This is a genomic window from Micromonospora sp. CA-248212 (genome assembly GCF_050948405.1).
Classification (GTDB): Bacteria; Actinomycetota; Actinomycetes; order Mycobacteriales; family Micromonosporaceae; genus Micromonospora.
The window spans coordinates 1,215,751-1,240,641 of sequence record NZ_CP192023.1; the positions used below are offsets into that span (position 1 = coordinate 1,215,751).

Below are 24,891 nucleotides of genomic sequence, written 5' to 3' on the forward strand. Positions count from 1 at the left end.
GGGCTCTCACCGGGGCGATCGCCCCCGCTGCGGTGGCCCCGGCCGGGAGTCCCAACCCGACCGGCCGGGGTCGTCGGGTCGCAGCAGTGCGGCGAGCACGTGCGCCACATGGTGCGACGTGCTCCACGCCGTCCAGTTGGCGGCGGACCCGGCCCCGGCACCTCGCCGTGCCCGGCGTAGCAGCTCGTGGTCGCCCCAGGAGAACGCCGCGCCGACGCTCGACCAGTGTGGTGCCGTCACCAGCGTCCGGCAGAGGTCGGCGAAGCGGTCGTCGCCCCGGCCGCCCCGGCGCGACCAGCGGTAGACCCACCAGCCGTCGTCGGCGGTGTACCGCACGGTGGGTAGCCGGTCGCCGGGGTCGCCCGCGTCGGGTAGCGCCGGACCGACGCCGTAGTCGCCGTAGTCGACTCCGAGGTCGACCAGCCGCTGCCAGAGCTGCCAGTCCCAGCGTTCCAGCCGTACCGGCTCGTCGGCGGGCAGCCGGGACAGCGTCGGCGGCATGCCGCCCGCCGCCACCGTCGCCGAGCGCCAGGCGTGGCGACGGGCCCAGTCCAGCAGCCGCCGTACCCGGGGCTCCGCCACCCGTACGTCCGCCGGGCAGCAGACGTCACCCGCGTCCACCAGCAGGTCGCACTCCTCCGGCGCGAGGCCGGTGTACCGCCAGATCCGCTCGACGGCGGTCGTGTCCGCGTCCGGGCCCGCCCGGTCGTGCGCGGCCCGCACCCGCACCAGCGCCCGCCGGGTGTACGCCCGAGCCGCCGCGCCGTGCGCGACGAGCCGCCGCTCACTCTCCGCGAGGCCGATGACAGGCATCAGCGGTACGCCCCACCGGGCCAGCTCCGTATCGACCGAGTCGGGTTGGGCGGTCACGTCGACGGCCGGCAGCAGGCCGGCCGGCAGTCGGCGCAGACCGTCCCTCGTGGAACGGTCGACGGCGTTGACCACCAGGATCGGCGCGACGAGCGGGGCGGCCGCGAGATCGAGGTGGGTCAGGGCTTCCAGCTCACCGCGTCGGCGGCTGGTGAGGATGGGGCGGTAGACCGGCGCCACTGCCCGGCCCCCGTGGGCGGGCACCATACTTCAATCTAGTCAGGCATTCGCATGCCTCCACACTTTCTGGTACCGAAAATCCGCTGTCCGGCTGTCGGTTCGGCGACTACGCTCGCCCGATGTCCGCGTCGCCGTACCGTTACCGCTCCACCGACGAGGACAGCGCCCGCTGGCTCGGCTTCCCGTTCCGCGATGGCGACATCGTGATCAGCACCCGCTCCAAGAGCGGCACCACCTGGATGCAGATGATCTGCGCGCTGCTGGTGCTGGGCACTCCGGAGCTGCCGGCGCCGCTGTCCGAGTTGTCGCCCTGGCTGGACTGGTTGGGCGAGCCGCGGGACGTGGTGTACGAGCGGTTGGCCGCGCAGTCGCACCGCCGGTTCATCAAGACGCACTCCCCGCTGGACGGGGTACCGCTCGACCCCCGGGCGCACTATGTGGTGGTGGCGCGGCATCCACTGGACATGGCCGTCTCCCTCTACCACCAAGCGGGAAACCTGGACCGGACCCGAGTCGCGGAGCTGACCGGCCAACCCGCGCCGGCGGGACCGCCGCGTGTCCGTCCACCGCTCGGGCAGTGGCTGGCGAGCTGGGTCGACCACGAGGTCGACCCGCGCGTCGAGCTGGACTCGCTGCCCGGGGTGTTCGGGCACCTGCGGGACGCCTGGGCCCGTCGGCACGAGCCGAACATCGCGCTGGTGCACTACGACGACCTCCGCGCCGACCTGGGCGCACAGATGCGACTGCTGGCCGACCGCTGGGGTGTCGAGGTGCCCGCCGGACGGTGGCCCGCGTTGGTCGAGGCGGCCACGTTCGACCGGATGCGCGAGCGCGCCGACCAACTCGCCCCGGACACGCTCGGCGTGTTGCGGGACCGCCAGGCGTTCTTCCGTCGCGGCGGCTCGGGGCAGGGGCGTGATCTGCTCGACGCGGCCGCGCTGGCCCGCTACGAGCGGCGGGCGCGGGGGTTGGCCCCGCCCGACCTGCTCGCCTGGCTGCACCGCGACACCTGAGTCGTACGCGCAAACGAGCGCGCGGCGCCGCTGCGATCGTGGTCGCAACGTCGCCGCGCTCTGGCCGTCTCCCACCACCGCAGCCGTTCGGCGGTACGCCAGCGGGGACCTGGCTCGACCGGCCGTTCGCGCCGGTCAGCGTTGTCGATCCCCGCTCGGCGCGGATCCAAACCTGCCGACCGTGGGGAATTCCACCATCCGCCAGTCCCGGCGTGACGCGGGACCGAACGGGGTATGAGCGGGCCATGGAGCATTTCACGATCGCGACCGTCGCCGAGAAGAGCCCGGACTTCCGGCGGGTGCTGTGGACCGGCGAGCACACCCAGTTGGTGATCATGACGATTCCGCCGGGCGGGGAGATCGGCGAGGAGGTGCACGAGGGCATCGACCAGATCCTGACGTTCGTCAGCGGGACGGGCGAGGCCCGGGTCGCCGGCGAGAAGCGGGAGGTCGTCGCGGGTGACCTGGTCGTCGTGCCGTCCGGCACGAAGCACAACTTCGTCAACACCGGTCCGAATCCGCTGGTGCTCTACACCGTCTACGGCCCTCCGGAGCACGCCGACCAGGCGGTGCACCACACCAAGGAGGAGGCCGACCGGGCCGAGGAGGCCGGCGAGGACGAACCGCCGACCGCGTGACGGCGTCGGCCTGAATCGGGCCGATCCGGGTACGCGCGGCTGGTGACACAGCCGCCGATCTCCGACTACGGGTTCCTCTCGGACTCCCGTTCCGGCGCGCTGGTCGGCGTCGACGGCTCGATCGACTGGTGGTGTCCGCACCGGTTCGACGGCGCCTCCGTCTTCGGCAGGTTGCTCGACCCGGACGGTGGGCACTTCCGGTTGGCGCCGGTCGGTGCCGGTGGCCCCGGTTACCGGGTCGAGCGCGCCTACCGGCCGGACACGCTCATCCTGCGGACGGTGCACCACACGCCGCACGGCAGCGTCTCGGTGACGGACGCGCTGGCCGCCGAGCCCGGTGCCCGCGCGCACGAGTTGGGCGTGAACTCGCCCGCCGTACTCGTGCGCGTGGTCGAGGGCCTCACCGGGCGGGTCAGGATGGCGCTGGACTTCGCCCCCCGCCCGGAGTACGGCCTGCTCACGCCGTACCTGCACGAGCGGCCCGGCGGCGCGGTGGTGGCCGGCGCCGGCCCGGTGGTGCTGGTGTTGCGGGCCGGGGGCATGCCGCTGCGGGCTGGCCGGGACCGGGTGACCCACGAGTTCGAGGTCTCCTCCGGCCAGGTGGTGGGGATCGACGTGGCGTTCGGGCAGACGTACGGCAAACCACCGGTCCAGATGGACCCGCTGGCCGCCCTCGCCGACACGACCCGGGCCTGGGAGGCGTTCCGGGAGACGCACACGTACTCGGGCCGGCACCCGGAGCTGGTGCGGCACAGCGCGACCGTGTTGGCCGGTCTCACGTACGCCCGCAGTGGCGCGGTGGCGGCGGCGCTGACCAGTTCGTTGCCGGAGCGGATCGGCGGCGACCGTAACTACGACTACCGGTACTCCTGGTTGCGGGACTTCTCGTTGACGATGCGGGCACTCTGGGTGGCCGCCTGTCCGGACGAGGCGTCGCGACTGTTCGCCTGGGTGTCCCGGTCGATCGGCCAGTTCGGCGACGAGCCGGTGCCGGTGCTCTTCGGGTTGGAGGGCGAGCGTGACCTCTCCGAGCACCACTGCAATCACCTGCGCGGATACCGCGACAGTCGCCCGGTGCGCATCGGCAACGACGCCTGGAAGCAGCGGCAGCTCGACGTGCCGGGTGAGGTGCTGTCGGCGGTGTGGCGACTGCGCGATTACCTCGGCACGACGTTCGAGTCGGAGCTGCGGGAGATGGTGCTCGGGCTGACCGAGCAGGTGGCGGCGACCTGGCACCTGCCGGACCGGGGCATCTGGGAGACCCGGGACGAGGAACGGCACTACCTCTCCTCGAAGGTCTCCTGCTGGTTGGCCATGGATCGGGCGGTGGGGCTCGCCGACCGGTTGGGTGAGCGGGCCGACCCGCGTCGCTGGGCCGGCGTCCGTGACGAGATCCGCGAGACGGTGCTGCGCGAAGGCTGGAACGACCGGATCGGCGCGTTCACCGGCTCGTTCGGCTCGGCGGAGCTGGACGCCTCGGTGCTCGCCCTGCCGGTGGCGCACTTCCTGCCGGCCACCGACCCCCGGATGCGCTCGACCATCGCGATGGTGGAGCGTGAGCTGGGCACGGAGGACGGGCTGGTCCGGCGCTGGACGAGCGACCCGGCCGGCTTCCTGCTGTGCTCGTTCTGGCTGGTGGAGTGCCTGGTGATGGCGGGTGAGCCGCAGCGGGCCGAGGAGCTGTTCGAGCGCGTGGTGGGTCGCGCCAACGACGTGGGCCTGTTCAGCGAGCAGATCGACCTGACCACCGGGGCGCAGCTCGGCAACATGCCGCAGGCGCTCTCCCACATCGGGCTGATCAACGCGGCCTGGCGGCTGACCGAGCCGAACAGCTTCTGAATCCCGCGCCGAAATCCTGCAACAGACCTGCAAGCGTCAGGCATTGACGCTGATATGTGCGTAGTCCTAGCCTCGGAGAGACGGGAAAGCCCTTTCCCACGGCTTTCGTCCCGCTTCACCCCGCTGTCGGATCCGGGCGTCCGACGGGGCACACCGATCCCGCTCTCGCGTCAGCGCGCCGTGCCGGCACGTCCCCGCGCGTCCGTGTCCCGGGATCACCACCACCCGCGTCAAGGAGGACAACCGTGCACAGGAGACGACGACCACTGGTGCTGGCGGTGTGCGCCGGCGTGACCGTGGCGGCCCTCGCCGCCAGCATGACCTCGGCCTTCGCGGCCACCATCTTCACCGACACCTTCAGCGACGGCGACGCCTCCGGCTGGTCCAAGTCCGGTGGCACCTGGACGGTCGACGGCGCGGGCGTGTTCCAGCAGTCCAACACGGGCAGTGAACTGGCCCGGCAGTTCGCCGGCGACACCGGGTGGACCGACTACGCCGTGCAGGCCCGCGTCCGGCCGGTGAGCTTCGGCTCGTCCAGCGCTCTGGTCGGGCTCGCCGCCCGCTCCACCAGCAGCACCAGGATGTATCGCCTCGCCCTGCTCGGCTCCGGCCGGGCCGAACTCCAGGCCGTCAACGGCAGCAGCGTCACGGCGATCGGCTCCGCCCCGCTCGGCGTCACCACCGGCACCTGGTACACCCTGCGTGTCGAGGTCATCGGCAGCACCATCCGCGGCTTCGTCAACGGCGCGCAGATCGCCTCCGGCAGCAACAGCCTGGCCGGCGCCGGGCGGATCGGGCTGGTCACCGCGTACGCCAGCGGCGGCTTCGACGACGTGGTCGTCGACTCCTCCGGCGGCGGCGCCCCGACCACACCGCCGGCCACCAGCACGCCGCCCACCACGTCGAGCCCGACCGCCCCACCACCCTCCGGGTGGCCGACGCCGACCGGCAGCCAGAAGGTGGACGCCACGATCCCGGTGTCCGGCACCTTCGACGGCGGGCTGAGGCGCTACTACGGCATCGGCGACGGTGGGCAGAGCGAGAGTCAGGACCCGATGTTCGAGCTGGCCGCCGGCGCCACCCTGCGCAACGTGATCATCGGCGCGCCGGCCGGTGACGGCGTGCACTGCGAGGGCGACTGCACCCTGGTCAACGTCTGGTGGGAGGACGTGGGCGAGGACGCCGCCACCTTCCGGGGCGGGACCACGTACACGGTCGACGGCGGCGGGGCGCGGTCGGCCAGCGACAAGGTCTTCCAGCACAACGGCGCGGGCACTGTCTACATCAGGAACTTCCGGGTGGAGAACTCCGGGAAGCTCTACCGGGCCTGCGGCAACTGCTCCACGTCGTACCAGCGGCACGTGGTGATCGACAACGTGGTCGTCCGCGACACCGACACGATCGCCGGCATCAACACCAACTGGGGCGACACCGCCCGCTTCAGCCGCGTCACCATCGTCGGCGACCCGGACCGGGAGACCTCGATCTGCGTCAAGTACAAGGGCGTACCCAAGGGCAGCGAACCGACCAAGATCGGTGAGGGCGCCGACGGCGTCAACTGCCTCTACTCGCCGTCCGACATCACCTACCGGTAGGCGCGGCACGCCGGCATCCCGCGCCGCGCGGGATGCCGGCTCAGGCCAGCACGGGTACGCCGGAGACGTCGACCGTCTCCGGATACTTCAACCCCGCGCCGGTGTTGAGCACCACCACCCGTTCCCCGGCCCGAATCCAGCCACCGGCGCGTAGCTGGCGCGCGGCGGTCAGGCAGGCCGCGCCCTCCGGGCAGAGCAGCAGCCCTTCCCGGGCCGCGAAGTCCCGCAGGTCGGTCAGGATCTCGGCGTCGTCGACGGCGACGGCGGTGCCGGCTGATGCCCGCAGCGCCGCCAGGATCAGCTCGTCACCCAGCGGCGACGGCACGGTGATGCCGAACGCCACCGTGTGCGCGTCCGCCCACGGGCGGGCCCGGGACTCACCGGCGGCGAAGGCCCGCACGATCGGCGCGCAGCCGGTCGACTGCACCGCCACCAGCCGGGGCAGCTTGTCGCCGACCCAGCCCAGCTCGCGCATCTCGTGCAGCGCCTTGTGGATGCCGATCAGGCCGACCCCGCCACCCGTCGGATAGATGATCACGTCGGGCGCCTGCCAGCCGAGCTGCTCGACGATCTCGTACCCCATCGTCTTCTTGCCCTCGAGCCGGTAGGGCTCGCGCAGCGTGCCGGCGTCGAAGATCGCGCCGTCCGACTCGGCGACCAGCTCGGCCACCCGCCGGCCGGCGTCGCTGATCAGCCCGTCCACCAGGCGCAGGTCGGCGCCGGCGGCCACGCACTCGCGCCGGCAGATGGTCGGCGCCGCCAGCGGCATGACGATCGTGGCGCCCATTCCGGCGCGCGCCGCGTAGGTTGCCCAGGCCGACCCGGCGTTGCCGTTGGTGGGCATCGCGATCCGCTTGATGCCCAGCTCGCGGGCCCGGCTCACGCCGACCGCCGCGCCCCGCGCCTTGAACGAGCCGGTCGGGATCAGCCCTTCGTCCTTGACCATCAAATCCGCGATGCCGATCTCGGCACCGTACGAGGGAGCGCGCAGCAGCGGCGTCCAACCCTCGCCGAGCGTGGTGACGTGCCGGGGGTCGGCGACCGGCAGCAGCTCCCGGTACCGCCACAGGTCGGCTGGGCGCAGGCCGAAGCGCTCCGGGGTGACCGCCTTCGCGACCGCCGGCAGGTCGTACCGGGCCAGCAGCGGCGAACCACAGTCGCAGAGGTTCTGTACCTCGTCGGCGGCGTACTCCAAGCCGCAGCGCGGGCAGTCCAGGTGGGTCAGGTACACGTCGCTCCTCGCCGTCAGGCCGCGTCGACACTCAACCAGCGCCGACTGCGTACGCCCGGCTCGTAGACCGAGTCGAGCCGCTTGGCGACCACACCGGGCAGCCCCTGCTCCCGCCCGGTGCGCAGGGCCTCGTCGCCGGCACCGGAGAACCACGGCGGAGTCTGCCAGTGCGTACCGGCCAACGCCAGCCCATCGAGCAGTTCGCGGCGTTGCGCGTACGGGACGTCGACGCTGCTCACACCCTCCAACCACAGCAGGTCGACGAGCAGGAACTGCGCGCCGGTCGGCACCCGGCCCCCGCTGGTCGGGCGTGCCGGACGCACCCGGCCCGATCCGTCGATGCGCACCAGCACGCCGTCGAGCACCGCCTCGGTCGGCGCCAGGGCCTCGGCCATCGCGCGCAGCCACGGGTACCCGCCGGTGATCTCCTCGTCGGTCTCGGAGAGCAGCCGTAGCCGCCCGCCGGAGACGTACGCCACCGCGCGTACCCCGTCCCAACGCAGCTCGTACCCCCATTTGCCGGCGTCGCGCGGCAGCCCGGCGGCGGGGGTGGCGTGCATCGGGCGGACCAGTTCGGGCATCGGCGTCCAGCCCGGCGGCGCGGGATCGGTGCGGCGGATCATCCAGTCCCGGCCGCCGGTGGCGAACAGCGCGTACCGGCCCTCGGTGCGCGCGCCGGAGAGCGTCACGATGACCTCGTCGTCGCGCCACTTCTCGCAGCGGTACGTGCCCCGGTCGTGGATGATCATCCGGCCGCCCCCGTACTCGCCGGCCGGGATCTCGCCGGCGAAGTCGAGGTACTCCATCGGGTGGTCCTCGGTATGGACGGCGAGGTGGTTGCGGCCCGGGTCGCGGGGCAGGCCGCGCGGCACCGCCCAGGACGCGAGCACGCCCTCGTGCTCCAACCGCAGGTCCCAGTGCAGGCTACGGGCGTGGTGCTGCTGGATGACGAAGCGGGCGCGGTCGCCGTCGTCACCGGCCGGCCGGGGCGTCGCCCGCGGCACGGGTTCCGGGGTGCGGGCCGCGTCGCGCCGGCGTCGGTACTCGTCCAGCCGGTCCGTCACACCCGCATTCTCCGGCAAAACGGGCCCTTGTGCGGGCCGCCGGAGTGTCCGATTCGCTCGGCGGCCGGGCATGAGGCGGGGTAAAACGGACTTCATGGACCTCCGTGACCAGCCCACCGCCCTCCTTCCGGGTGACGTGCGAATGCCCCTGCTCGGCTTCGGCACCTGGCAGGCCACCGGCCAGGCGGGCTACGACGCCGTGCTGGCCGCGCTCGACACCGGCTACCGGCACCTCGACACCGCCACCGTGTACGGCAACGAGCGGGAGGTGGGTCGGGCGGTCCGGGAGAGCGGGCTGCGTCGGGAGGACATCTTCCTCACCACGAAGCTGCCGCCGGACCGGATCGGCCGGGAGCGCGAGACCCTGGGGGCCAGCCTCGAGGCGCTCGGCGTCGACCAGGTGGACCTCTGGTTGATCCACTGGCCGCCGTCGTCGGCGGCCGACAGCATCCCGCTGTGGCGGGAGTTGCTGGCCGCCCGGGACGAGAACCTGACGCGGGCCGTCGGGGTCAGCAACTACAGCACGAGCGAGATCGATGAGCTGATCCAGTCGACCGAGGAGAACCCGGCGGTCAACCAGATCCGGTGGAGTCCCGCGCTGTACGACCGGCAGCGGCACGCCGAGCACCGGGACCGGGGCGTCGTGCTGGAGGGGTACAGCCCGTTCAAGGCCAGCGATCTCAGCGATCCGGTGCTGACCAGGATCGCCGCGGCGCACGGCGTCTCGCCGGCGCAGGTGGTGCTGCGGTGGCACATCGACCACGAGATCGTGGTGATCCCCAAGTCGGTGACGCCGGAGCGGATCACCGCCAACTTCGACGTCTTCCACTTCTCGCTGACGGCGGAGGAGATGCGCGACATCGACGCGCTCGGCGACGCCTGAGTCGGCGGAATCCTTCAGGCTTCGGGTGGCAGGTGAAGGGTATCGACATTGACGCGTGTGACGGTATAGCGTGCCGTCATCACGTCCATCGATCCGTTCCCCACCCGCCTCAGCTGGAGGATCGCCATGGCCCGACCACCGTCCATTCGTCTGCGCCGTCGTGGGGTGCTCGGCATCCCCGCCCTGGTGGCCGCCGCGCTGACCACCCTCGCCGTCCGACCCGCACCGGCGAGCGCCGCGCCGAAGGTCGAGTGCCTGGCCGACCTGCTGCAGGACTCCTGATGGCGACCATCCCGTGGCTCGTGGACGTGCTGCGCGCCGCCGGGGTCCAGGTCGTCGTCGAGGGCGACTGGCTCAACCGGATGCGCCCCGGCTCCTTCGACCCGATCGGGGTGCTCTGGCACCACACCGCCTCGACCTCCAGCGCCAGCAACCCGCACCCGGCGCTGGGCATCTGCATCAACGGTCGCTCCGACCTGGCCGGCCCGCTCTGTCAGGCCCTCGTCGACTACAACGGCGTCTTCCACGTGATCTCCGCCGGCCGCTGTAACCACGCCGGCGTCAGCGGCGGCAGCGGACCCATCCCCGCGGGTGACGGCAACACCCTGATGATCGGGTGGGAGATCGACTACAACGGCGTCGACCAGCAGATGACGACCGCGCAGTACAACGCGTCGATCGCCGCCACGGCCGCCGTGCTCACCCGGCTGGGTCGGGACAGCAGCTATGCCCGCGGTCACCGGGAGACCAGCACCACCGGCAAGATCGACCCGTCCTTCATCGACCTGAACGTGATGCGGGCCGACGTCGCCGCGAAGATGGCCGGCGGGAGCACGGCCTGGTCGTCGATCGTGGACAACACGACCTCGGGTCGCTTCACGGCCAGCGCCAGCTGGGGTGTGTCGACGTTCTCCACCCAGCGGTACGGCGCCGACTACCGCTACGCCGATCCCGTCGCGGCCAGCGACCCGGCCTGGTACCGGTTCAACGTTCCGGCGACCGGCAACTACCGGGTGGACGCGTGGTGGCCGACGAACAGCGGCTACAACAGCGCCACCCCGTACATCGTCGCCACCACCACCGGCAACCGCACGGTCTACGTCGACCAGCGGGCGACCGGCGGGCAGTGGCGCGTTCTCGGTACGTTCACCCTGCCCGCCGGAGACGCCAACCGGGTGGCGGTGAGTCGCTGGAGCAACGCGACGGGCCTGGTCATCGCCGACGCCGTACGCCTCACCCGGGTCTGACCCGCGTGACGCGCCCCGCCCCGGCTTGATCGACTCGACTTCCCGGATGTCGGGGTGTCCCTCGTACGAGGATGCCCCGACGTCAAGGATCCCGAGTGGACCATCACCCCGACGGGTGCGGGGTCGGCCCCTGCGCCTCCGCAGACCGACGACCCCGAGTCACGCAGAGAGCGGTGCGTTTGCCGGTGCCGAGCCCGTCGGTGCCCGCCCGATGGAGCCACGAGCCGTGCACCTCGCTGACCTGCGCGCTGCCACCGGACCGTGTGTAGGACACCTGCCAGTCGCGGATGGTCTGGTAGGCGCCGTGGTCGAGATAGTCGAGGTGCAGCTCGACGTCGACGTGCTGCCCCGGGGGCAGGGCGGTGAGTCGGCGGGTGAGCCGTCCGCAGGCGACGAAGGCGAGCGTTCCGGTAATCGACACGTGCCAGGCGCCGGGGTTCGGCTCGCTGACGTGGATGTCGCAGCGGGCCAACCGCCACAACATGAACAGCGCGGCCGTCGCCATGCCCAGCCCGACCCCGATCAGCAGGTCCGTCGCGGCCACGCCGAGCGCGGTGACCACGTAGATGGGCAGCTCCCGGTGTCGGGCGTACGTACGGATCTGGGCGAGGCTCACCAACCGCAGGCCGACCACCACGAGAACGGCGGCGAGGGCGGCCATCGGGATCATCTCCAGCAGCGCGGAGCCGGCCAGCACGAACCCGGCGATCCAGACGCCGTGCAGGATGGCCGACGCCCGGGTGCGTGCCCCGGCGGCGACGTTGGCCGAGCTGCGCACGATGACGCCGGTCACCGGGAGGCCGCCGAGCGTTCCGGACACGGCGTTCGCGGCGCCCTGGGCGATGAGCTCCCGATCGAGGTTCGCGCGTGGGCCGTGGTGCATGCGGTCGACGGCCACCGCCGAGAGAAGAGACTCCACGCTCGCCACCAGGGCGATGGTGACGACTGCCGGGAGGACCTCCCACGGCGGCGAGTCGGGCCAGCGGGGGAGGGCGAGCGCGTTCAAGGGGTTGGCGGGCAGATTCACCCGCTCCACGTCGGCGCCGAGGACCGTCGCCACCACGGTGGTGACCACCACCGCCACCAGGGTCGCCGGCAGCATGGTGGTCTTGACCAGCCGGGACCAGACCAGCAACAGCCCGATGGTCAGCGCGCCGAGCAGCACGGACACGCTGTGGTGGTCGGCGACCTGGCCGGGCAGGTCACGTAGGTTCGCCCACGCGGAGCTCTGGGGCGCGCCGCCGAGCGCGACGTGCACCTGGCTCAACGCGATGACCAGGCCGATGCCGGCCAACATTCCGTGTACGACGGTTGGCGACAGCGCGAGCGCGGCCCGCCCGAGGCGGGTGATGCCCAGCAGGATCTGCAGCAGTCCGGCGACGGTCACGATCGCGGCGGTGCCAGCGAAACCGAACTCGGCGATGGTGCCCGCGACGATCACGGTGAGCCCGGCCGCTGGTCCGCTGACTTGAAGCGGCGCTCCGCTGAGCGCGCCGGCGACCACCCCGCCCACGACGGCGGCGATCAGTCCGGCCAGCAGCGGTGCTCCGGAGGCGGCGGCGATGCCCAGGGACAACGGGATGGCGATCAGGAAGACCACGATCGACGAGGGGATATCGTGTCGAAATGACGCTAAAGTCGACATCTTGCGAAAGCTACCGAGATAATATTAATGCATAGTTAAGCGTGATTCTTTCACCCGGGACACGAACGGGGCGCGACCGCTCGGTCGCGCCCCGCCGTTGTGCCGTCGACTCAGTTACGCGTACAGCTCCTGCCGTTCAGCGAGAAGCTGCTCGGGGACGAGTACGACCCGTTCAGCGTCCCCTGGTAGCCGAAGCTGGCCGTGCCGCCGGGGGCGAGCGACCCGTTGTGGCTCACGTTTCGGGCGGTCACCGCGGATCCGCTCTGGCTGACCGTCGCGTTCCAGGCGTTGGTGACCGTCTGCCCGCCGGGCAGGTTGTAGTTCAGCGTCCAGCCGTTGATCGCGCTGGACCCGGTGTTGGTGATCTGCACGTCGGCGGTGAAGCCGTTGTTCCACGAGTTGGCCGTGTACTTGACCGCGCAGCCCGAGGTGCCGCCCGGCGGCGGGGTGGTCGGCGGCGGGTTGGTGGGGTTGCCGCCGCCGTTGACGTTGGCCGAGAACGAGGTCACCGCGAGCCCGACGCCGCCCTGCCACGGCTCGAAGCCGGCCTGGATGCTCGTCAGGTACCAGGAGTTCGTGATCGCGCCCCGGTTGCGGGTGTCGTTGACGAAGTCCATGACGCTGAAGTTCAGGCTGGAGGTCGTGGACTGCGCGACGTACGAGATGACGTTGTTGGAGCCGTTGCTGCCGCGCCAGACCTCCCAGGTCCGGCCGGCCAGGTTCGTCGTGCCGACCACCGAGCCGATGGGCTGGATCGGGCCCTGGCGGTTGAGCCAGATCATGATCTCCATCTGGTTCACGCCGTCCCGCTTGGGTGACGGGTCCAGCCAGATGTCGTACGAGGCGTTGTAGGTCGCGCCGCTCACGTACCGGTAGCTGATGCTGCTGGTGGCGCTGCTGATCTGCGACACCTGGATCGGCAGGTTCGTGCCGGGGGAGCAGTTGGTGTAGTGACAGCCGAAGAAGATCGAGGGGTACGCCGTGGGCGCGCCATTGGTGGGGCTGCTGCCGTTCAGCGTGGTGATCTCGAAGCCGTTGCTGGTGGCGTTGATGCACTGCTGGGCGGTCGTGCCCCACCGGTTGTTCTGCACCACGTAGCGGCCCTGGATCACGGTGGAGCCGTACTGCTCGCAGATCAGGGTGTCGGCGGAGGCGCTGCCGCCGAAGGCCACGGCCACGAGGGAACTGGTGAGCAGCAGCCCGGCGGCGGCCAGGGCTCGAAGGTGACGCTTCATGACGCTCCTTGACTCGGCGCAAGCTGGGCGCCGGCTGTGGTGGGGTGGTGCGGGAGCGCTCCCACGCTCAACGACACATTTACATGTCTGAAACTGTGGCGCAACCGCATGCGTCAAACTGGCGAATTGTGAGGATTGCCATGCCCCTCCGGTCGGCTGTCAGCCCACCTCCCGGTCAGCGGCAGCGGCCGACGGCGAGCGGTTCGCGCCGGGCCGATCGGCTCTGGTGTGCGTCGATCGCTCCGAGTAGCGTGTTGCCTCCAACGCGTGCCGTTCCCCTCCGGAGGCGTACACCACCATGCGTAGCTCCCCCCTGCGCATCCTCATCGTCGGCGCGGGCATCGCCGGCCTGGCCGTGGCCCGGGCCCTGCGCCTGGCGGGCTTCCGGCCGGATGTGACCGACAAGCTGCCGGCGGGAGAGTCGACCGATGTCGGCCTCTACCTACCCGGCAACGCCGCCCGCGCGCTGCACCGGCTGGACCTGCACGATCCCGTCCGCCCGCTCGGGCAGGTGATCCACCGGCAGCGCTTCTTCGACGCCTTCGGGGCCCCGCTCTGCCAGGTCGACCTGGACGCGCTCTGGGCCGGCGTCGGGGAGTGCCGGGCGCTGCCCCGGAGCGACCTGCACCGGGTCCTGCTCAGCGGCGCCGGCGGCGCCGTCCGCCACGGCGCCGAGGTCCGCACCCTGGAGCTGCTGCCGGGCGCCGTCGGCGTCACCTTCACGGACGGCACCCGCACCGAGTACGACCTGGTCATCGGCGCCGACGGACCGCGATCGTCGGTCCGGACCCTGGCCGCGCTCGGCGGGCCACCCCGCCCGGCCGGGCACGTCGTCTACCGGGCCGTCCTGCGCGACGGTCCGGCCGTCACCGACTGGACCGCGCTGCTCGGGCAGCGCTGCGGCCTGCTGCTCGTGCCGATCGGGGAGGGCCGGCTGCACTGCTACGCCGACGAGGTGGGCACCGAGCCGCCCGCGGACCCGCTGGCCCGGCTGCGGGAACTCTTCGCCGACTACCGGGGCCCGGTGCCCGAGGTGCTCGACACACTCGACCGGGTGGACGTCGGGATCACCGACGAGGTCGAGCTGGGTCGCTGGCACCGGGGGAGGGTGCTGCTGGTCGGCGACGCCGCCCACGCCACCGCGCCCACCCTGTCGCAGGGCGCGGCGATGGCCCTCGAGGACGCCGTGGTGCTGGCCGAATCACTGCGCGCGGCCGGCAGCGTCGAGGCGGCGCTGATGGCGTACGAGAGTCGTCGTCGCCCGCGTACCCGATGGGTGGCCGACCGGACCCGGGACCGCAACCGGACCCGGGACGTCCCGCCGGCGCTGCGCGACCCGCTGCTGCGCGGACGCGGCGGCCGGATCTTCGGGGAGCACTACCGGCTACTGGTCGGCCCGCTGTAGGCCCGTTGTAGATCGTGTCACGCCACCCCACGCGGCGCTGCGACCTGCCGGGGACTATCCTCCTTGCGGATGACGGCCCGCCGATAAACAGCGTGAGCCGAGCGGGACAACCGAGAACCGGAGGCCACTCGTGACCACCGTCGCACCCAAGCCGGTCGTGACCCGGCCCTGGCCGGTCCGGGAGCCGGTCAAGGGGTCGGCCATCGCGCGGCTGCTGCGAACCACGGACGCGAAGCAGATCGGGATCATGTACATGATCACCGCATTCGTGTTCTTCCTGATCGGTGGCGTGATGGCCCTGATCATGCGGGCTGAGCTGGCCCGACCCGGGCTGCAGTTCCTGTCGCCCGAGCAGTACAACCAGCTCTTCACGATGCACGGCACGATCATGCTGCTGTTCTTCGCGACGCCGATCGTGTTCGCCTTCGCGAACTACATCGTGCCGATCCAGATCGGCGCGCCCGACGTCTCTTTCCCCCGCCTGAACAGCTTCGCCTACTGGCTGTACCTGTTCGGCGGCACGATCGCGACCGCCGGCTTCATCACCCCGGGCGGCGCCGCCGACTTCGGCTGGTTCGCGTACTCGCCGCTGAGCAGCGTCGAGAACTCGCCCGGCGTCGGCGCCAACATGTGGATCATGGGTCTGGCTATCTCCGGCCTGGGCACGATCCTCGGCGCGGTGAACATGATCACCACGGTGCTCACCCTGCGCGCGCCCGGCATGACCATGTTCCGGATGCCGATCTTCACCTGGAACATCCTGGTCACCAGCCTCCTGGTGATCCTGGTCTTCCCGCTGCTGGCCGCCGCGCTGTTCGCGCTCGCCGCAGACCGCATGATCGGCGCCCACGTGTACGACCCCGCCACCGGCGGGCCGATGCTCTGGCAGCACCTGTTCTGGTTCTTCGGGCACCCCGAGGTGTACATCGTCGCGCTGCCGTTCTTCGGCATCATCAGCGAGATCATCCCGGTCTTCTCCCGCAAGCCGATCTTCGGCTACAAGGGCCTGGTCGCCGCGACCATCTCCATCGCCGCGCTGTCGATGAGCGTCTGGGCGCACCACATGTTCGCCACCGGCCAGGTGCTGCTGCCGTTCTTCAGCTTCCTGAGCTACCTGATCGCGGTGCCCACCGGTATGAAGTTCTTCAACTGGATCGGCACCATGTGGCGGGGCCAGATCAGCTTCGAGACGCCCATGCTCTGGGCGGTCGGCTTCCTGGTCACCTTCCTCTTCGGTGGTCTCACCGGCGTGCTGCTGGCCAGCCCGCCGCTCGACTTCCACGTGTCGGACTCGTACTTCGTGGTGGCGCACTTCCACTACGTGCTCTTCGGCACCATTGTGTTTGCGGTTTTCGCCGGCATCTACTTCTGGTTCCCGAAGATGTTCGGCCGGATGCTCGACGAGCGCCTGGGCAAGGTGCACTTCTGGCTCACCATGATCGGCTTCCACACCACCTTCCTGGTGCAGCACTGGCTCGGCGCCGAGGGCATGCCCCGTCGGTACGCCGACTACCTGCCCGGCGACGGGTTCACCACGCTGAACACGATCTCCACGATCGGCGCGTTCATCACCGGTATCTCCACGCTGCCGTTCATCTACAACTGCTGGAAGTCGTACAAGACCGGTCCCGTGGTCGAGGTGAACGACCCCTGGGGTCACGGCAACTCGCTGGAGTGGGCGACCAGCAGCCCGCCGCCGCTGCGCAACTTCGACCGGATGCCGCGCATCCGCTCCGAGCGGCCGGCGTTCGACGCGAAGTTCCCGGAGCTGGCCGCCGGCCAGAGTGTGGCCGGCCCGCCGGAGGGTGGCGCCAAGCCGCTCACCAGCGAGTCGGACGGCGGCGCCACCTACACCGAGGACACCGCCAGCAACCTCGACCGGCACTGACGCTCGACCGAACCAGCACGACGGGCGCCGCCCCCCGGGACCACCGGGAGCGGCGCCCGTCGCGTTACCCCCCAGCCCCGCGCACTCCGCGCGTCGCTCGGCCCAGCGCACCCGCGCCGCACCCCGCTCCGCGCCGATCTTGCACTTTCTGTCGCGGCCCAAGGGGTGAAGTGGGCAAAACGGCGACAGTTTGTGCAAGATCGGCGCGGGGAGGGGCAGGGCTTCCTGTTCGCGAGCGCACTCAAGGGCAAGATCCGCGCAACATCAGGGATGTTGCTGCTTCCCGCGCTCTCGAAGCAGCAACATCAGGTAAGTTGCGCGGATCTTGGTGCCGGGGTGCCGGGGTGCCGGGGTGCCGGGGTGCCGGGGTGCCGGGGTGCCGGGGTGCGGGGTGCCGGGCGTGCGGGGTGCCGGGCGTGCGGGGTGCCGGGGTGCGGGGCGTGCGGGGGTGCCGGGGTGCGGGGGGTGCCGGGTGCTAGCGGGTTGTGGCGGCTAGTTCCTGCTCGGTTGGTGTCGTCGGGGGGTGGGTGGTGGCGTTGCGACGGCGGCGCAGCTCGATGGGGAGCACGATCAGGGTGACCAGCGCGCCGAGCGCCCCCGTCACCACGAAGCCCCACAGTGGCGCGCTGGCGTCGATGACCGCGCCGGCGAGTGGCGCGCCGACCGCGATGCCGACGGTGACGGCCGAGCCGTGCAGGCCCATCGCCTCACCGCGTACCTCGGCCGGGGCGAGCCGGCTGACGGCGTCGGCGGAGGCCGCGATGGTCGGCGCGCAGAGCGCGCCGGCCGGGATCAGCGCGAGAGAGAGCAGCCACCAGTGTGCGCCGCCCAGCCCGACCGGGATGGTGCAGAGCGCGAGCGCCGCGGTGAGCGCCAGCGGCGACAGCGAGCGGTGCACGGCCCCGTAGGCGAAGCCGCCGATCAGCGAGGCGATCGCCCAGCCGGCCAGGACGACGCCGGTCCAGCCGGCCTCGCCGCTGGCCCGCAGGACGGCGACCACCGCGACGTCGGTACCCCCGAGGACCAGGGTGGCGGCGGTGCTGAGCGCCAGTACGGCGAGCAGCCGGGGCGTCAGCCACTCCCGGCGGGACACCTGGCGTTGTGGGCCGACCGGCTCGGCCGCGCCCCGAATCGGCGGGTTCAGCAGCCACAGCGCGGCCCCGGCGGCGACGATGCCGCCACCGACGAGTTACATGGTGGTCTGCGCCGAGATCGCGGTGACCAGGGCCACCGCCAGCGCCGGACCGATCATGAAGGACAGCTCGACGGACATGGAGTCCAGCGCGTACGCCGGCCGCCGTTGATCTTCCGGGACCAGCGCGGCGATCGACTGGCGGACCACTGAGAAGATCGGCAGGGCCAGTGAGCCGGCCACGAAGGCGGCCGGCAGCAGCAGCGGGTACGCCAGCGAGGGCGCGGTGACCCAGAACACCGCCTCGGCGATCCCGGTGAGGACCAGCACCGGACGCAGGCCGCGCCGGTCGACCAGGCGGCCGAGCAGCGGGCCGCCGATCGCCGCGCCGATCGTGATGGCGGCGCCCACCAGGCCCGCCGCGCCGTAACCCCGGTCGAGGTCGAGCACCACGTGGAAGGTCAGGGTGACCCCGGTGGCCGTGAGCGGGATGCGGGCGAGGACGGCGACCAGCAGCAGCGACCGCAGGCCGGGCAGGGCGAGCGCGGTCCGGTAAGGCTTGATGTTCACGTTGGTCCGTACCTCCGGCGACATCCTCGACGGGTCGCGGACCGTTGGCCAACCAATTAGCGCCTCATGCGGCCCTGATCACAGGCTCACCGTGCAGGACCACGCCGGCGCCGTCCATCGCGCGCAGCGCCACGTCGGTGGTCTCCGGGGCGACCGCGGCGGTCAGTTCCAGCAGGACCGTGGTGGCGAAGCCCTCCCGGGCGGCGTCGAGCGCGGTGGCGCGGACGCAGTGGTCGGTGGCGATGCCGACCACATCGACGGTGTCCACGTCGTGCCGGCGCAGCCAGTCGGCCAGGCACTCGCCGTCGTCGGCGTGGCCCTCGAAGCCGGAGTACGCGGCGGCGTGCTCGCCCTTGTGGAAGATCGCCTCGACCCGTCCGGTCTCCAGCTCCGGGTGGAACTCCGAGCCGCTGGTGCCGACCACGCAGTGCCGCGGCCAGGACTCCACGAAGTCCGGCGGATCGCCGAAGTGCGCCCCCGGATCGACGTGGTAATCCTTCGTGGCGACCACGTGCCGCCACCGGCCCGGCTCGCTGGCGAGCAGCCGGGAGATCCCGGCGGCCACCCCGGCCCCACCCGGGACGGCCAGCGAGCCGCCCTCACAGAAGTCGTTCTGCACATCCACGATGATCAGCGCGTTGGCCATCGGGGGTCCCTTCGAGGTCGGATCGGCGGGCTCAGCCGGCGGGTACGACGGTGACCGGCACGGCGGGGTCGCCGGCGGAGAGCTTCAACCCCTCCCACGGGATGGAGATGAGGCACTCGCGCAGGTGTTCCCGGGACTCGTCGAGGGTCGGCAGGGCCACGGGCTCGCCGTCGACCACGTACGAGCGCTGGAGCACCCGGTCGTTGGCCTGCCGGTCGGGCACGCCCTGCGGGACGATGATCTCTTCCGTGGCGGTGCCGGTGGGCTTGTGTCGGCGAACCGCCACCTTGCGCCCCCCGATGGTGGCCTTGTGCTCGGACCGCTTCACCACCGGCCGGCCGTCGACCTCGACGAGCTTGTAGACCAGCCCTGCCGTGGGCGCTCCGGAGCCGGTGACGACGGCCGTACCCGCGCCGTACATGTCGACGGGCTCGGCGGCCAGCGCCGCGATCGAGTACTCGTCCAGGTCGCCCGAAACGATAATCTTGGTCTCGGTCGCGCCCAGGGAGTCGAGCAGTTCCCGGGACTGCTGCGCGATCACCGCCAGGTCACCCGAGTCGATCCGGACCGCCCGCAGCTCCGGTCCGGCCACCGCGATGGCGTTGCGGATGCCCTGCGAGATGTCGTACGTGTCGACCAGCAGCGTGGTGTCCTTGCCCAGCGTGGCGACCTGCGAGGCGAAGGCCGCCCGCTCGTCGTCGTGCAGCAGCGTGAACGCGTGCGCCGCCGTACCCGCGGTGGGGATGCCGTAGCGCTCGCCCGCGGCGAGGTTGGAGGTGAACCGGAAACCGGCCAGGTACGCGGCGCGCGCCGCCGCCACGGCCGCCTCCTCGTGGGCCCGACGTGACCCCATCTCGATCAGGGCGCGGCCCCGGGCGGCGGTGACCATCCGCGCCGCGGCGGCCGCCACCGCGCAGTCGTGGTTGAGCACGGAGAGCGCCACCGTCTCCAGCACTACACACTCGGCGAAGCCGCCGGAGACGGTCAGGATCGGCGAACCGGGGAAGAACAGCTCACCCTCGGCGTACCCGTCGATGTCGCCCGTGAAGCGGTAGTCGGTGAGCCAGGCCGCCGCCGCGTCGTCGACCACCCCGGTGCGACGCAGGAAGTCGACCTCGGCCGGGTCGAACCGGAAGTCGCGGATCAGCTCGATCAGTCGCGCGGTGCCGGCGACCACGCCGTAGCGTCGGCCGCTGGGCAGCCGGCGGCTGAACACCTCGAAGACGCAGCGGCGGTCGGCGGTGCCGTCCTTGAGTGCCGCGCTGACCATGGTCAGCTCGTAGTGGTCGGTCAGCAGCGCGGGGCGGAGGGTGCTCACCGTCCCAGCCTAAGGTTCAGGCCGAGTCGTCGCCCTCGTGGCCCGGGATCGACCGCAGCGCGGCCCACAACTCGGCCCGGCCGGTCACGCCGAGTTTGGTGTAGATCCGCTGGAGGTGGTTCTCCACCGTGCGGGCGGAGAGGTACAGCCGTTCGGCGATGGCCCTGCTGGTCGCGCCGTGCACGGCGAGGCGCGCCACCTGCCACTCGCGTTCGGTCAGCACCGGCGCTCCGGCCCGTAGCGCCGGCGTCCGGATCAGGTTGCACCGCCCGAGCAGCCCCGCGAGCCGTTCGCGTGCCTCGCCGGCCACCACCGAGTGCTGCTGACGCAGCCGGTGCAGGGCCTGGGCGGTGGCCTCGGCGGCGTACACGGTCAGCTCCAGCGCGGCGTAGTCGTCGGCGACCGACAGCAGGTCCGCCGCCGAGTCGGTCACCGCAGCACGGGCGTGCCGGGCCAGCAGCGGCGGCAACACCCCGTCCACCCGCTCGGACAGTTCGGCGAGGCGCTGCGCCACGGTCCGCCGCCCGCCGTCGGAGCAGGTGGGGCCGATCGGCGCACCGGCCTGGTCCAGCCGGACCAGATCGTGCAGGACGTGCACCTCGTGCCCGGCGAAGCCGTCGGCGCGAAGCCGGTCGGCCAGGTCGCCGAGGTGCTTCACCGCGCCCGGCAGGTCACCCGACACGGCCAGCACCGCGCCCCGGGCCTGTTCCAACCACGGGTAGAGCACCGCCATCCCCGGCGCGTGGGTGCGGTCGGCCTCGGCCATCGCCTCGGTGGCCTGCGCCGCGTCGCCGCGCAGCGCCGCCGCCTGGGCCCGTTCGGCCTGGGCCAGGCCCGCGTAGACCCGGCTGGTGGCCAGCACCGCGCAGGCACCCAACGAGGTACGCATGGCCGCGTCACTCTGACCCCGCAGCCGCGCGGCGTACGCCGCCAGGATCGCCAGATAGCCGGTGCCGAGCCGGAAGTCACCGGCCCCCGCGAGGTCGGCGAACTCGTCGGCCACGATCGCGTCGATCCCGACGAGATCGCCGGTGAGCATGAGCCGGGTGCCGCGCGCCAACTCCAGGGCCAGTTGCAGGTACGGCATGTCGGTGCGCCAACTCGCCGCGGCCGAGTGCACCTGCGCGATGGCCGCGCCGCTGCGCGTCAGCTGACCCTCGGCGGCCTGGACGTACGCGATGGTGCTGCGGGCCAGCTCGCGGGCGGCGATGCTGGCCGCGGGCCGGTCGAGCACGGTCTGGCTGAGCCGTACGGCGGTTGCCGTGTCCAGTCGGTGCAGCCGCATGATCGCCTCGAAGGCGTGCACCCGGGCCCGGTCGGCGGAGTCGCCGAGTTGCTCGACGCGGCTCGCGATCTCCTCCACCGTGGACTCCCGACTGAGCCCCCAGTAGCTGACCATGCCGCGGACGGTCAGCCATCGGCAGAGGCGGCGCTCGTCGCCGGGCTCCAGGGTCACCGCGTCGAGAACGCTGAGCGCCTCGTCCGGTCGGTCGGCGAACATCAGGATGGTGGCCAGCAGCTCCGCCGCGTCCGAGCCGCCGTCGGCGTGCAGCGCGGCCCGGGCCAGGCGGGTCGCCAACGGTACGTCGTAGCGGGTGAACGCCTGCATCGCGGCGTCCACGAGCAGGGCGGCGTCCTGCGCGGTGCCGGAGTCGAGCCGCCAGACCGCCACCCGCAGCAGGTCGTCGCGGCGGCGCTTGCCGACCTGCTCCAGCAGTTCGGCGAGGTGCGCCTGGAGGCGTCGGGTGCGGCTGACCGGGCATCGGCGGCGCATCACCTCGCCGTAGAGCGGGTGCGCCAGGCGTACATTCGTCCGCCGGTCGTGCTGGACGACGGTGATCAGCCCACGCTCCTCGGCGCACTCCACATCGGACTGCTCGGCGGCCTGGTTGAGCAGGTGCAGGCCGAGCGGCTCGCCGAAGGCGACCAGCTCGACGACCGTACGGACGCCGTCGGTGAGCTGCCCGACGCGGGTGTCGATCAGATCGGTGAGGCTGGGCGCCAGCTCCAGTCGCCCGGTCCACTTCCAGAGGCCGTAGGTGCGCTTCAACTCCTCGCTGCCGTTGGCGGCATGCACCAGCTCGCGCAGCAGCAGCGGGTTGCCGGCCGACAGCCGCCCGAGCCGGTCGGCGGAGTTGGCGTCGACGGGCCCGCCCAGGATCGCGGCCAGCAGGCCGGCGGTCTCCGACGGTGGCATCGGGGTCAGCTCGACGTGCTCGACCAGGTCGTCGGTCCACAGCGCGCGGATCGGCAGGGGGATCTGCTCGCCGTCGCGCAGGGTGCCGACCACGGTGGCGTTGTCCGCGCGGGCGACCAGGTGCACGAGCGCGGCGGACGGCGGGTCGAGCAGGTGCGCGTCGTCGATGGCGAGCACGATCCGCCGGCCGGCGGCCTGCTGTTGCAGCACGCCCAGCGCCCAGCGCAGGATGCCGGCGGGGGAGAGCCCCTGTGGCTGCTCCGCCGGGAGGACCTGCACCAGCCCGCCGAACGGCAGCGCCGCGGTGGTGGCGCTCGCGGCGATGGACCAGATGGCGTACCGGTCGGTGGGCAGGGTGTTGACGCCCTCCCGCAACAGCCGGCTCTTGCCGATGCCGGCGCTGCCGCTGAAGAAGAGCCCTCGGCCGGCCTCGCCGGTAACCGCCGCCAGCAGGCGGTTGAGTTCATCGGTCCGGCCGACGAACTTCCATCGACTCATCCGCGCAGCATATCCATCGAGTTCGGTCCGCGCCCGCACCGTCACGCACCGAAGTTGAGTAGTCGCACAATTACCGGTGAGTACCTGCGGTATTCCGCCTGGTCGGCGGGCCACACGTACTCTTCGGGCATCCGGGTAGTGTCACCGGAATTTCCATCCGACCGGCGTGCCGGTCGCCAGCTCCGGGAGGCCACCCGATGCAGCAGGGCCCTCTCCCCTCGCTCGACTCGCCCGGCGACATGGCCAGCTCAGCCGACCCGCCGAGTTGCGCCCCGTTGCCCACCGAGCTTGAGGTTTCCAATCCCCGGTCGGACGAGCCGCTCGGCGTCGTCGCCGTCGGTCCCGCCGGCGCTGACCGGCGTGCCGTGCTCGCCACCCTCGTCGGACTCGACCCGGTGATGCTCACCGTGCCGGCCGGCAGTTGGCTGGTGGTCCGGCACGCCAAGGTGCCGACGCGGGCGGCGTTCGTCCCGGGCTACCGCCAGCCGCACTCGTACGGCGCGGACCGGGACGCGGCCGGCCCGGCACTGGCCCGCCCGCCCCGGCGGGTCGAGCTGAGCGTGCCCGAGCCGCTGCTGCGCCACTTCACCCTGATCGACACGCCGGACACCGGCGCGCTCGGTGTGGCCGGCGTCCGGGTGCTGCGTGACGCCGTCGGCCGGGCCGGCGCGCTGCTCTTCGTGATCGCGGCCGACCAGGCGTTCACCGCCCAGGAGTTGAACCTGCTCGCCGAGGTGGCCGCGGCCCCGGTGGAGGTCGTCTTCGCGGTGACGCCCGGCACGGCCGGTTGGGCGCCGCTGGCCGACGGCACGGCGACGACGGAGGACACGGGGGCGTCCGTCCCGCCGGCGGCCGGCCGTTCGGGGAGGTGGACCCGGTCGCGGTGACCGTCGCGGCGCACCGCGCGGCGCTGCTGGCCGCCGTCCCCGACCTGGCCGCCGCCCGCTGGTTCCCGGTCGACGGCGTCGACAGCGCGGCCGACCTGCGCCGGGCGTTGGTGGGGTGGTCGGCGACCGAGGGGTTGCAGCGGGCCAGCGCCGAACCGCCCGTGCTGCCGGGGCAGCACGACCGCGTGGCGGTGGCCGCCGACCCGGGCGACTGGTCCGAACGGCTCGACCGGCAGGCCCGCTCCTGCGCCCAGCGGATCCGCCAGCACCTGGCCCTGGAACTGGCGAACATCCATCTGCGGGCCGTTCAGGAGATCGTCTTCGGGGTCGGCTGCGCCGGCCTTCCCGATCTGCTCGACCGGGAGATGGCGGCACTGTCGCTGCTGGCCACCGCGCAGTGCGACCGCGCGGTGCGGGGCATCGTGTCGGACACCACCGCCCAGGTGCTCGGCACGCCGCCCACGGAGGGCGTACGTCGGCGGATCGCCACGGCCGTCCAGTACGGCCTGGCCGACCACCGCACGGGACGCGACCTGGACCGGGTTCTGCTGGTCACCAGTACGGCGGGAGTGGCCGGACTGACCGGCGTCGAGGCGATCGACGCACTCGCCGGTTATCCGACGGCAACCCGTGACGAGGTGCTTCCGCCGATCGCGGTGGGGCTCTCCGGCGGATGCTGGCAGCAGTGGCGTACCCCGGGAAACGACGACCACAGCGCGGCGCGGGCCTGGTCGCAGCGGGCGCTTCGGGAGGTCGAGTTGGAGCTCGCCCGCGAGATCTCCCGGCGGTTCGAGGTGATCCGTCTCTCGCTGGGCGTGGTGCTGTCCGATGCGATCGACCACGGCATCCTGCTTGCCTGAGAGCGTGCCCGCCGTGCGGCTCGACCTCGCTCCGCGTCTCGCCTCCGCCG

19 protein-coding genes and 1 pseudogene are annotated in these 24,891 nt (G+C 72.1%); 11 read left to right on the forward strand and 9 right to left on the reverse strand.

Translation table 11 applies throughout. The features are described 5' to 3' along the window. Nucleotides 1-6: 6 nt before the first annotated feature. On the reverse strand, nucleotides 7-1,050 hold the full coding sequence (locus tag ACQP03_RS05745; protein WP_433460457.1) for a beta family protein: 1,044 nt from the start codon (nucleotides 1,048-1,050) through the stop codon (nucleotides 7-9). Between the two features lie 119 nt (nucleotides 1,051-1,169). On the opposite strand from ACQP03_RS05745, the gene ACQP03_RS05750 reads away from it, so the two are divergent. The 4 genes from ACQP03_RS05750 (at nucleotide 1,170) to ACQP03_RS05765 (ending at nucleotide 6,135) form a co-directional block, all read left to right on the forward strand. Then, a complete protein-coding gene (locus ACQP03_RS05750) occupies nucleotides 1,170-2,063 on the forward strand; it encodes a sulfotransferase domain-containing protein (protein WP_363660976.1) in 894 nt (297 codons plus the stop codon). Between the two features lie 245 nt (nucleotides 2,064-2,308). After that, a complete protein-coding gene (locus ACQP03_RS05755) occupies nucleotides 2,309-2,701 on the forward strand; it encodes a cupin domain-containing protein (RefSeq protein WP_355051904.1) in 393 nt (130 codons plus the stop codon). Nucleotides 2,702-2,743: 42 nt separating this feature from the next. Next, a complete protein-coding gene (locus ACQP03_RS05760; RefSeq protein WP_363660977.1) occupies nucleotides 2,744-4,540 on the forward strand; it encodes a glycoside hydrolase family 15 protein in 1,797 nt (598 codons plus the stop codon). Between the two features lie 245 nt (nucleotides 4,541-4,785). After that, on the forward strand, nucleotides 4,786-6,135 hold the full coding sequence (locus ACQP03_RS05765) for a pectate lyase (protein WP_357127727.1): 1,350 nt from the start codon (nucleotides 4,786-4,788) through the stop codon (nucleotides 6,133-6,135). A 40-nt stretch (nucleotides 6,136-6,175) separates the two neighbouring features. Here ACQP03_RS05765 and ACQP03_RS05770 read toward each other — a convergent pair whose 3' ends face one another. Beyond that, nucleotides 6,176-7,366: a threonine synthase gene (locus ACQP03_RS05770; RefSeq protein ID WP_357173007.1), complete on the reverse strand. Its 1,191-nt coding sequence runs from the start codon at nucleotides 7,364-7,366 to the stop codon at nucleotides 6,176-6,178. Nucleotides 7,367-7,380: 14 nt separating this feature from the next. Beyond that, the gene (locus tag ACQP03_RS05775; RefSeq protein WP_357173009.1) at nucleotides 7,381-8,430 is read right to left on the reverse strand and encodes a DNA polymerase ligase N-terminal domain-containing protein; all 1,050 of its coding nucleotides are present in this window, start codon (nucleotides 8,428-8,430) and stop codon (nucleotides 7,381-7,383) included. A gap of 94 nt (nucleotides 8,431-8,524) precedes the next feature. On the opposite strand from ACQP03_RS05775, the gene ACQP03_RS05780 reads away from it, so the two are divergent. The 3 genes from ACQP03_RS05780 (at nucleotide 8,525) to ACQP03_RS05790 (ending at nucleotide 10,560) form a co-directional block, all read left to right on the forward strand. After that, nucleotides 8,525-9,313, forward strand: a complete 789-nt coding sequence (locus ACQP03_RS05780; RefSeq protein ID WP_433460461.1) for an aldo/keto reductase — start codon at nucleotides 8,525-8,527, stop codon at nucleotides 9,311-9,313. Nucleotides 9,314-9,439: 126 nt separating this feature from the next. After that, a complete protein-coding gene (locus ACQP03_RS05785) occupies nucleotides 9,440-9,595 on the forward strand; it encodes a hypothetical protein (RefSeq protein WP_357173011.1) in 156 nt (51 codons plus the stop codon). Continuing rightward, entirely contained in the window at nucleotides 9,595-10,560 is a 966-nt protein-coding gene (locus ACQP03_RS05790) for an N-acetylmuramoyl-L-alanine amidase (protein WP_357393650.1), read from the forward strand. Before ACQP03_RS05785 ends, ACQP03_RS05790 begins: the two co-directional genes overlap by 1 nt. A gap of 103 nt (nucleotides 10,561-10,663) precedes the next feature. Here the strand turns inward: ACQP03_RS05790 and ACQP03_RS05795 are convergent, their stop codons facing one another. Then, nucleotides 10,664-12,160 (reverse strand): SulP family inorganic anion transporter, encoded by a 1,497-nt coding sequence (locus ACQP03_RS05795; RefSeq protein ID WP_433460463.1) that lies wholly within the window; start codon nucleotides 12,158-12,160, stop codon nucleotides 10,664-10,666. Nucleotides 12,161-12,315: 155 nt separating this feature from the next. Then, nucleotides 12,316-13,440 carry a GH12 family glycosyl hydrolase domain-containing protein gene (locus ACQP03_RS05800; protein WP_357127709.1) on the reverse strand — a complete coding sequence of 375 codons (1,125 nt, stop codon included), beginning with the start codon at nucleotides 13,438-13,440 and terminating at the stop codon, nucleotides 12,316-12,318. Nucleotides 13,441-13,738: 298 nt separating this feature from the next. Between ACQP03_RS05800 and ACQP03_RS05805 the strand changes: the two genes are divergently transcribed. Next, nucleotides 13,739-14,845, forward strand: coding sequence for an FAD-dependent monooxygenase (locus tag ACQP03_RS05805; protein WP_357173024.1), 1,107 nt, complete (start codon nucleotides 13,739-13,741; stop codon nucleotides 14,843-14,845). A gap of 130 nt (nucleotides 14,846-14,975) precedes the next feature. Continuing rightward, nucleotides 14,976-16,733 carry an aa3-type cytochrome oxidase subunit I gene (gene ctaD, locus ACQP03_RS05810; protein WP_357127703.1) on the forward strand — a complete coding sequence of 586 codons (1,758 nt, stop codon included), beginning with the start codon at nucleotides 14,976-14,978 and terminating at the stop codon, nucleotides 16,731-16,733. A 475-nt stretch (nucleotides 16,734-17,208) separates the two neighbouring features. On the opposite strand, the pseudogene ACQP03_RS05815 reads toward ctaD, so the two are convergent. The 4 genes and pseudogenes from ACQP03_RS05815 to ACQP03_RS05830 all read right to left on the reverse strand — a co-directional run bounded on the left by ACQP03_RS05815 (nucleotide 17,209) and on the right by ACQP03_RS05830 (nucleotide 23,094). After that, a pseudogene (locus tag ACQP03_RS05815) lies at nucleotides 17,209-18,459 on the reverse strand (MFS transporter). Between the two features lie 40 nt (nucleotides 18,460-18,499). After that, on the reverse strand, nucleotides 18,500-19,081 hold the full coding sequence (locus tag ACQP03_RS05820) for a nicotinamidase (RefSeq protein WP_357173027.1): 582 nt from the start codon (nucleotides 19,079-19,081) through the stop codon (nucleotides 18,500-18,502). A gap of 31 nt (nucleotides 19,082-19,112) precedes the next feature. After that, on the reverse strand, nucleotides 19,113-20,399 hold the full coding sequence (locus ACQP03_RS05825) for a nicotinate phosphoribosyltransferase (RefSeq protein WP_357127698.1): 1,287 nt from the start codon (nucleotides 20,397-20,399) through the stop codon (nucleotides 19,113-19,115). 16 nt (nucleotides 20,400-20,415) lie between these two features. After that, complete coding sequence (locus ACQP03_RS05830; protein ID WP_357127695.1) at nucleotides 20,416-23,094, reverse strand: LuxR C-terminal-related transcriptional regulator; 2,679 nt, start codon at nucleotides 23,092-23,094, stop codon at nucleotides 20,416-20,418. Nucleotides 23,095-23,291: 197 nt separating this feature from the next. Between ACQP03_RS05830 and ACQP03_RS05835 the strand changes: the two genes are divergently transcribed. Further along, nucleotides 23,292-23,981 (forward strand): hypothetical protein, encoded by a 690-nt coding sequence (locus tag ACQP03_RS05835; protein ID WP_433460467.1) that lies wholly within the window; start codon nucleotides 23,292-23,294, stop codon nucleotides 23,979-23,981. After that, on the forward strand, nucleotides 23,963-24,841 hold the full coding sequence (locus ACQP03_RS05840; RefSeq protein ID WP_433460469.1) for a hypothetical protein: 879 nt from the start codon (nucleotides 23,963-23,965) through the stop codon (nucleotides 24,839-24,841). The genes ACQP03_RS05835 and ACQP03_RS05840 overlap by 19 nt, the downstream gene beginning before the upstream one ends. The last annotated feature ends 50 nt before the right edge of the window (nucleotides 24,842-24,891 follow it).

Excerpts from the sequence above, each read along its gene's own strand:
- ACQP03_RS05750 (WP_363660976.1), top strand. The coding sequence starts at position 1,170 with ATGTCCGCGTCGCCGTACCGTTACCGCTCCACCGACGAGGACAGCGCC.
- ACQP03_RS05755 (WP_355051904.1), top strand. The coding sequence starts at position 2,309 with ATGGAGCATTTCACGATCGCGACCGTCGCCGAGAAGAGCCCGGACTTC.
- ACQP03_RS05780 (WP_433460461.1), top strand. The coding sequence starts at position 8,525 with ATGGACCTCCGTGACCAGCCCACCGCCCTCCTTCCGGGTGACGTGCGA.
- ACQP03_RS05785 (WP_357173011.1), top strand. The coding sequence starts at position 9,440 with ATGGCCCGACCACCGTCCATTCGTCTGCGCCGTCGTGGGGTGCTCGGC.
- ACQP03_RS05790 (WP_357393650.1), top strand. The coding sequence starts at position 9,595 with ATGGCGACCATCCCGTGGCTCGTGGACGTGCTGCGCGCCGCCGGGGTC.
- ACQP03_RS05800 (WP_357127709.1), bottom strand. The coding sequence starts at position 13,440 with ATGAAGCGTCACCTTCGAGCCCTGGCCGCCGCCGGGCTGCTGCTCACC.
- ACQP03_RS05805 (WP_357173024.1), top strand. The coding sequence starts at position 13,739 with ATGCGTAGCTCCCCCCTGCGCATCCTCATCGTCGGCGCGGGCATCGCC.
- ACQP03_RS05820 (WP_357173027.1), bottom strand. The coding sequence starts at position 19,081 with ATGGCCAACGCGCTGATCATCGTGGATGTGCAGAACGACTTCTGTGAG.
- ACQP03_RS05830 (WP_357127695.1), bottom strand. The coding sequence starts at position 23,094 with ATGAGTCGATGGAAGTTCGTCGGCCGGACCGATGAACTCAACCGCCTG.
- ACQP03_RS05835 (WP_433460467.1), top strand. The coding sequence starts at position 23,292 with ATGCAGCAGGGCCCTCTCCCCTCGCTCGACTCGCCCGGCGACATGGCC.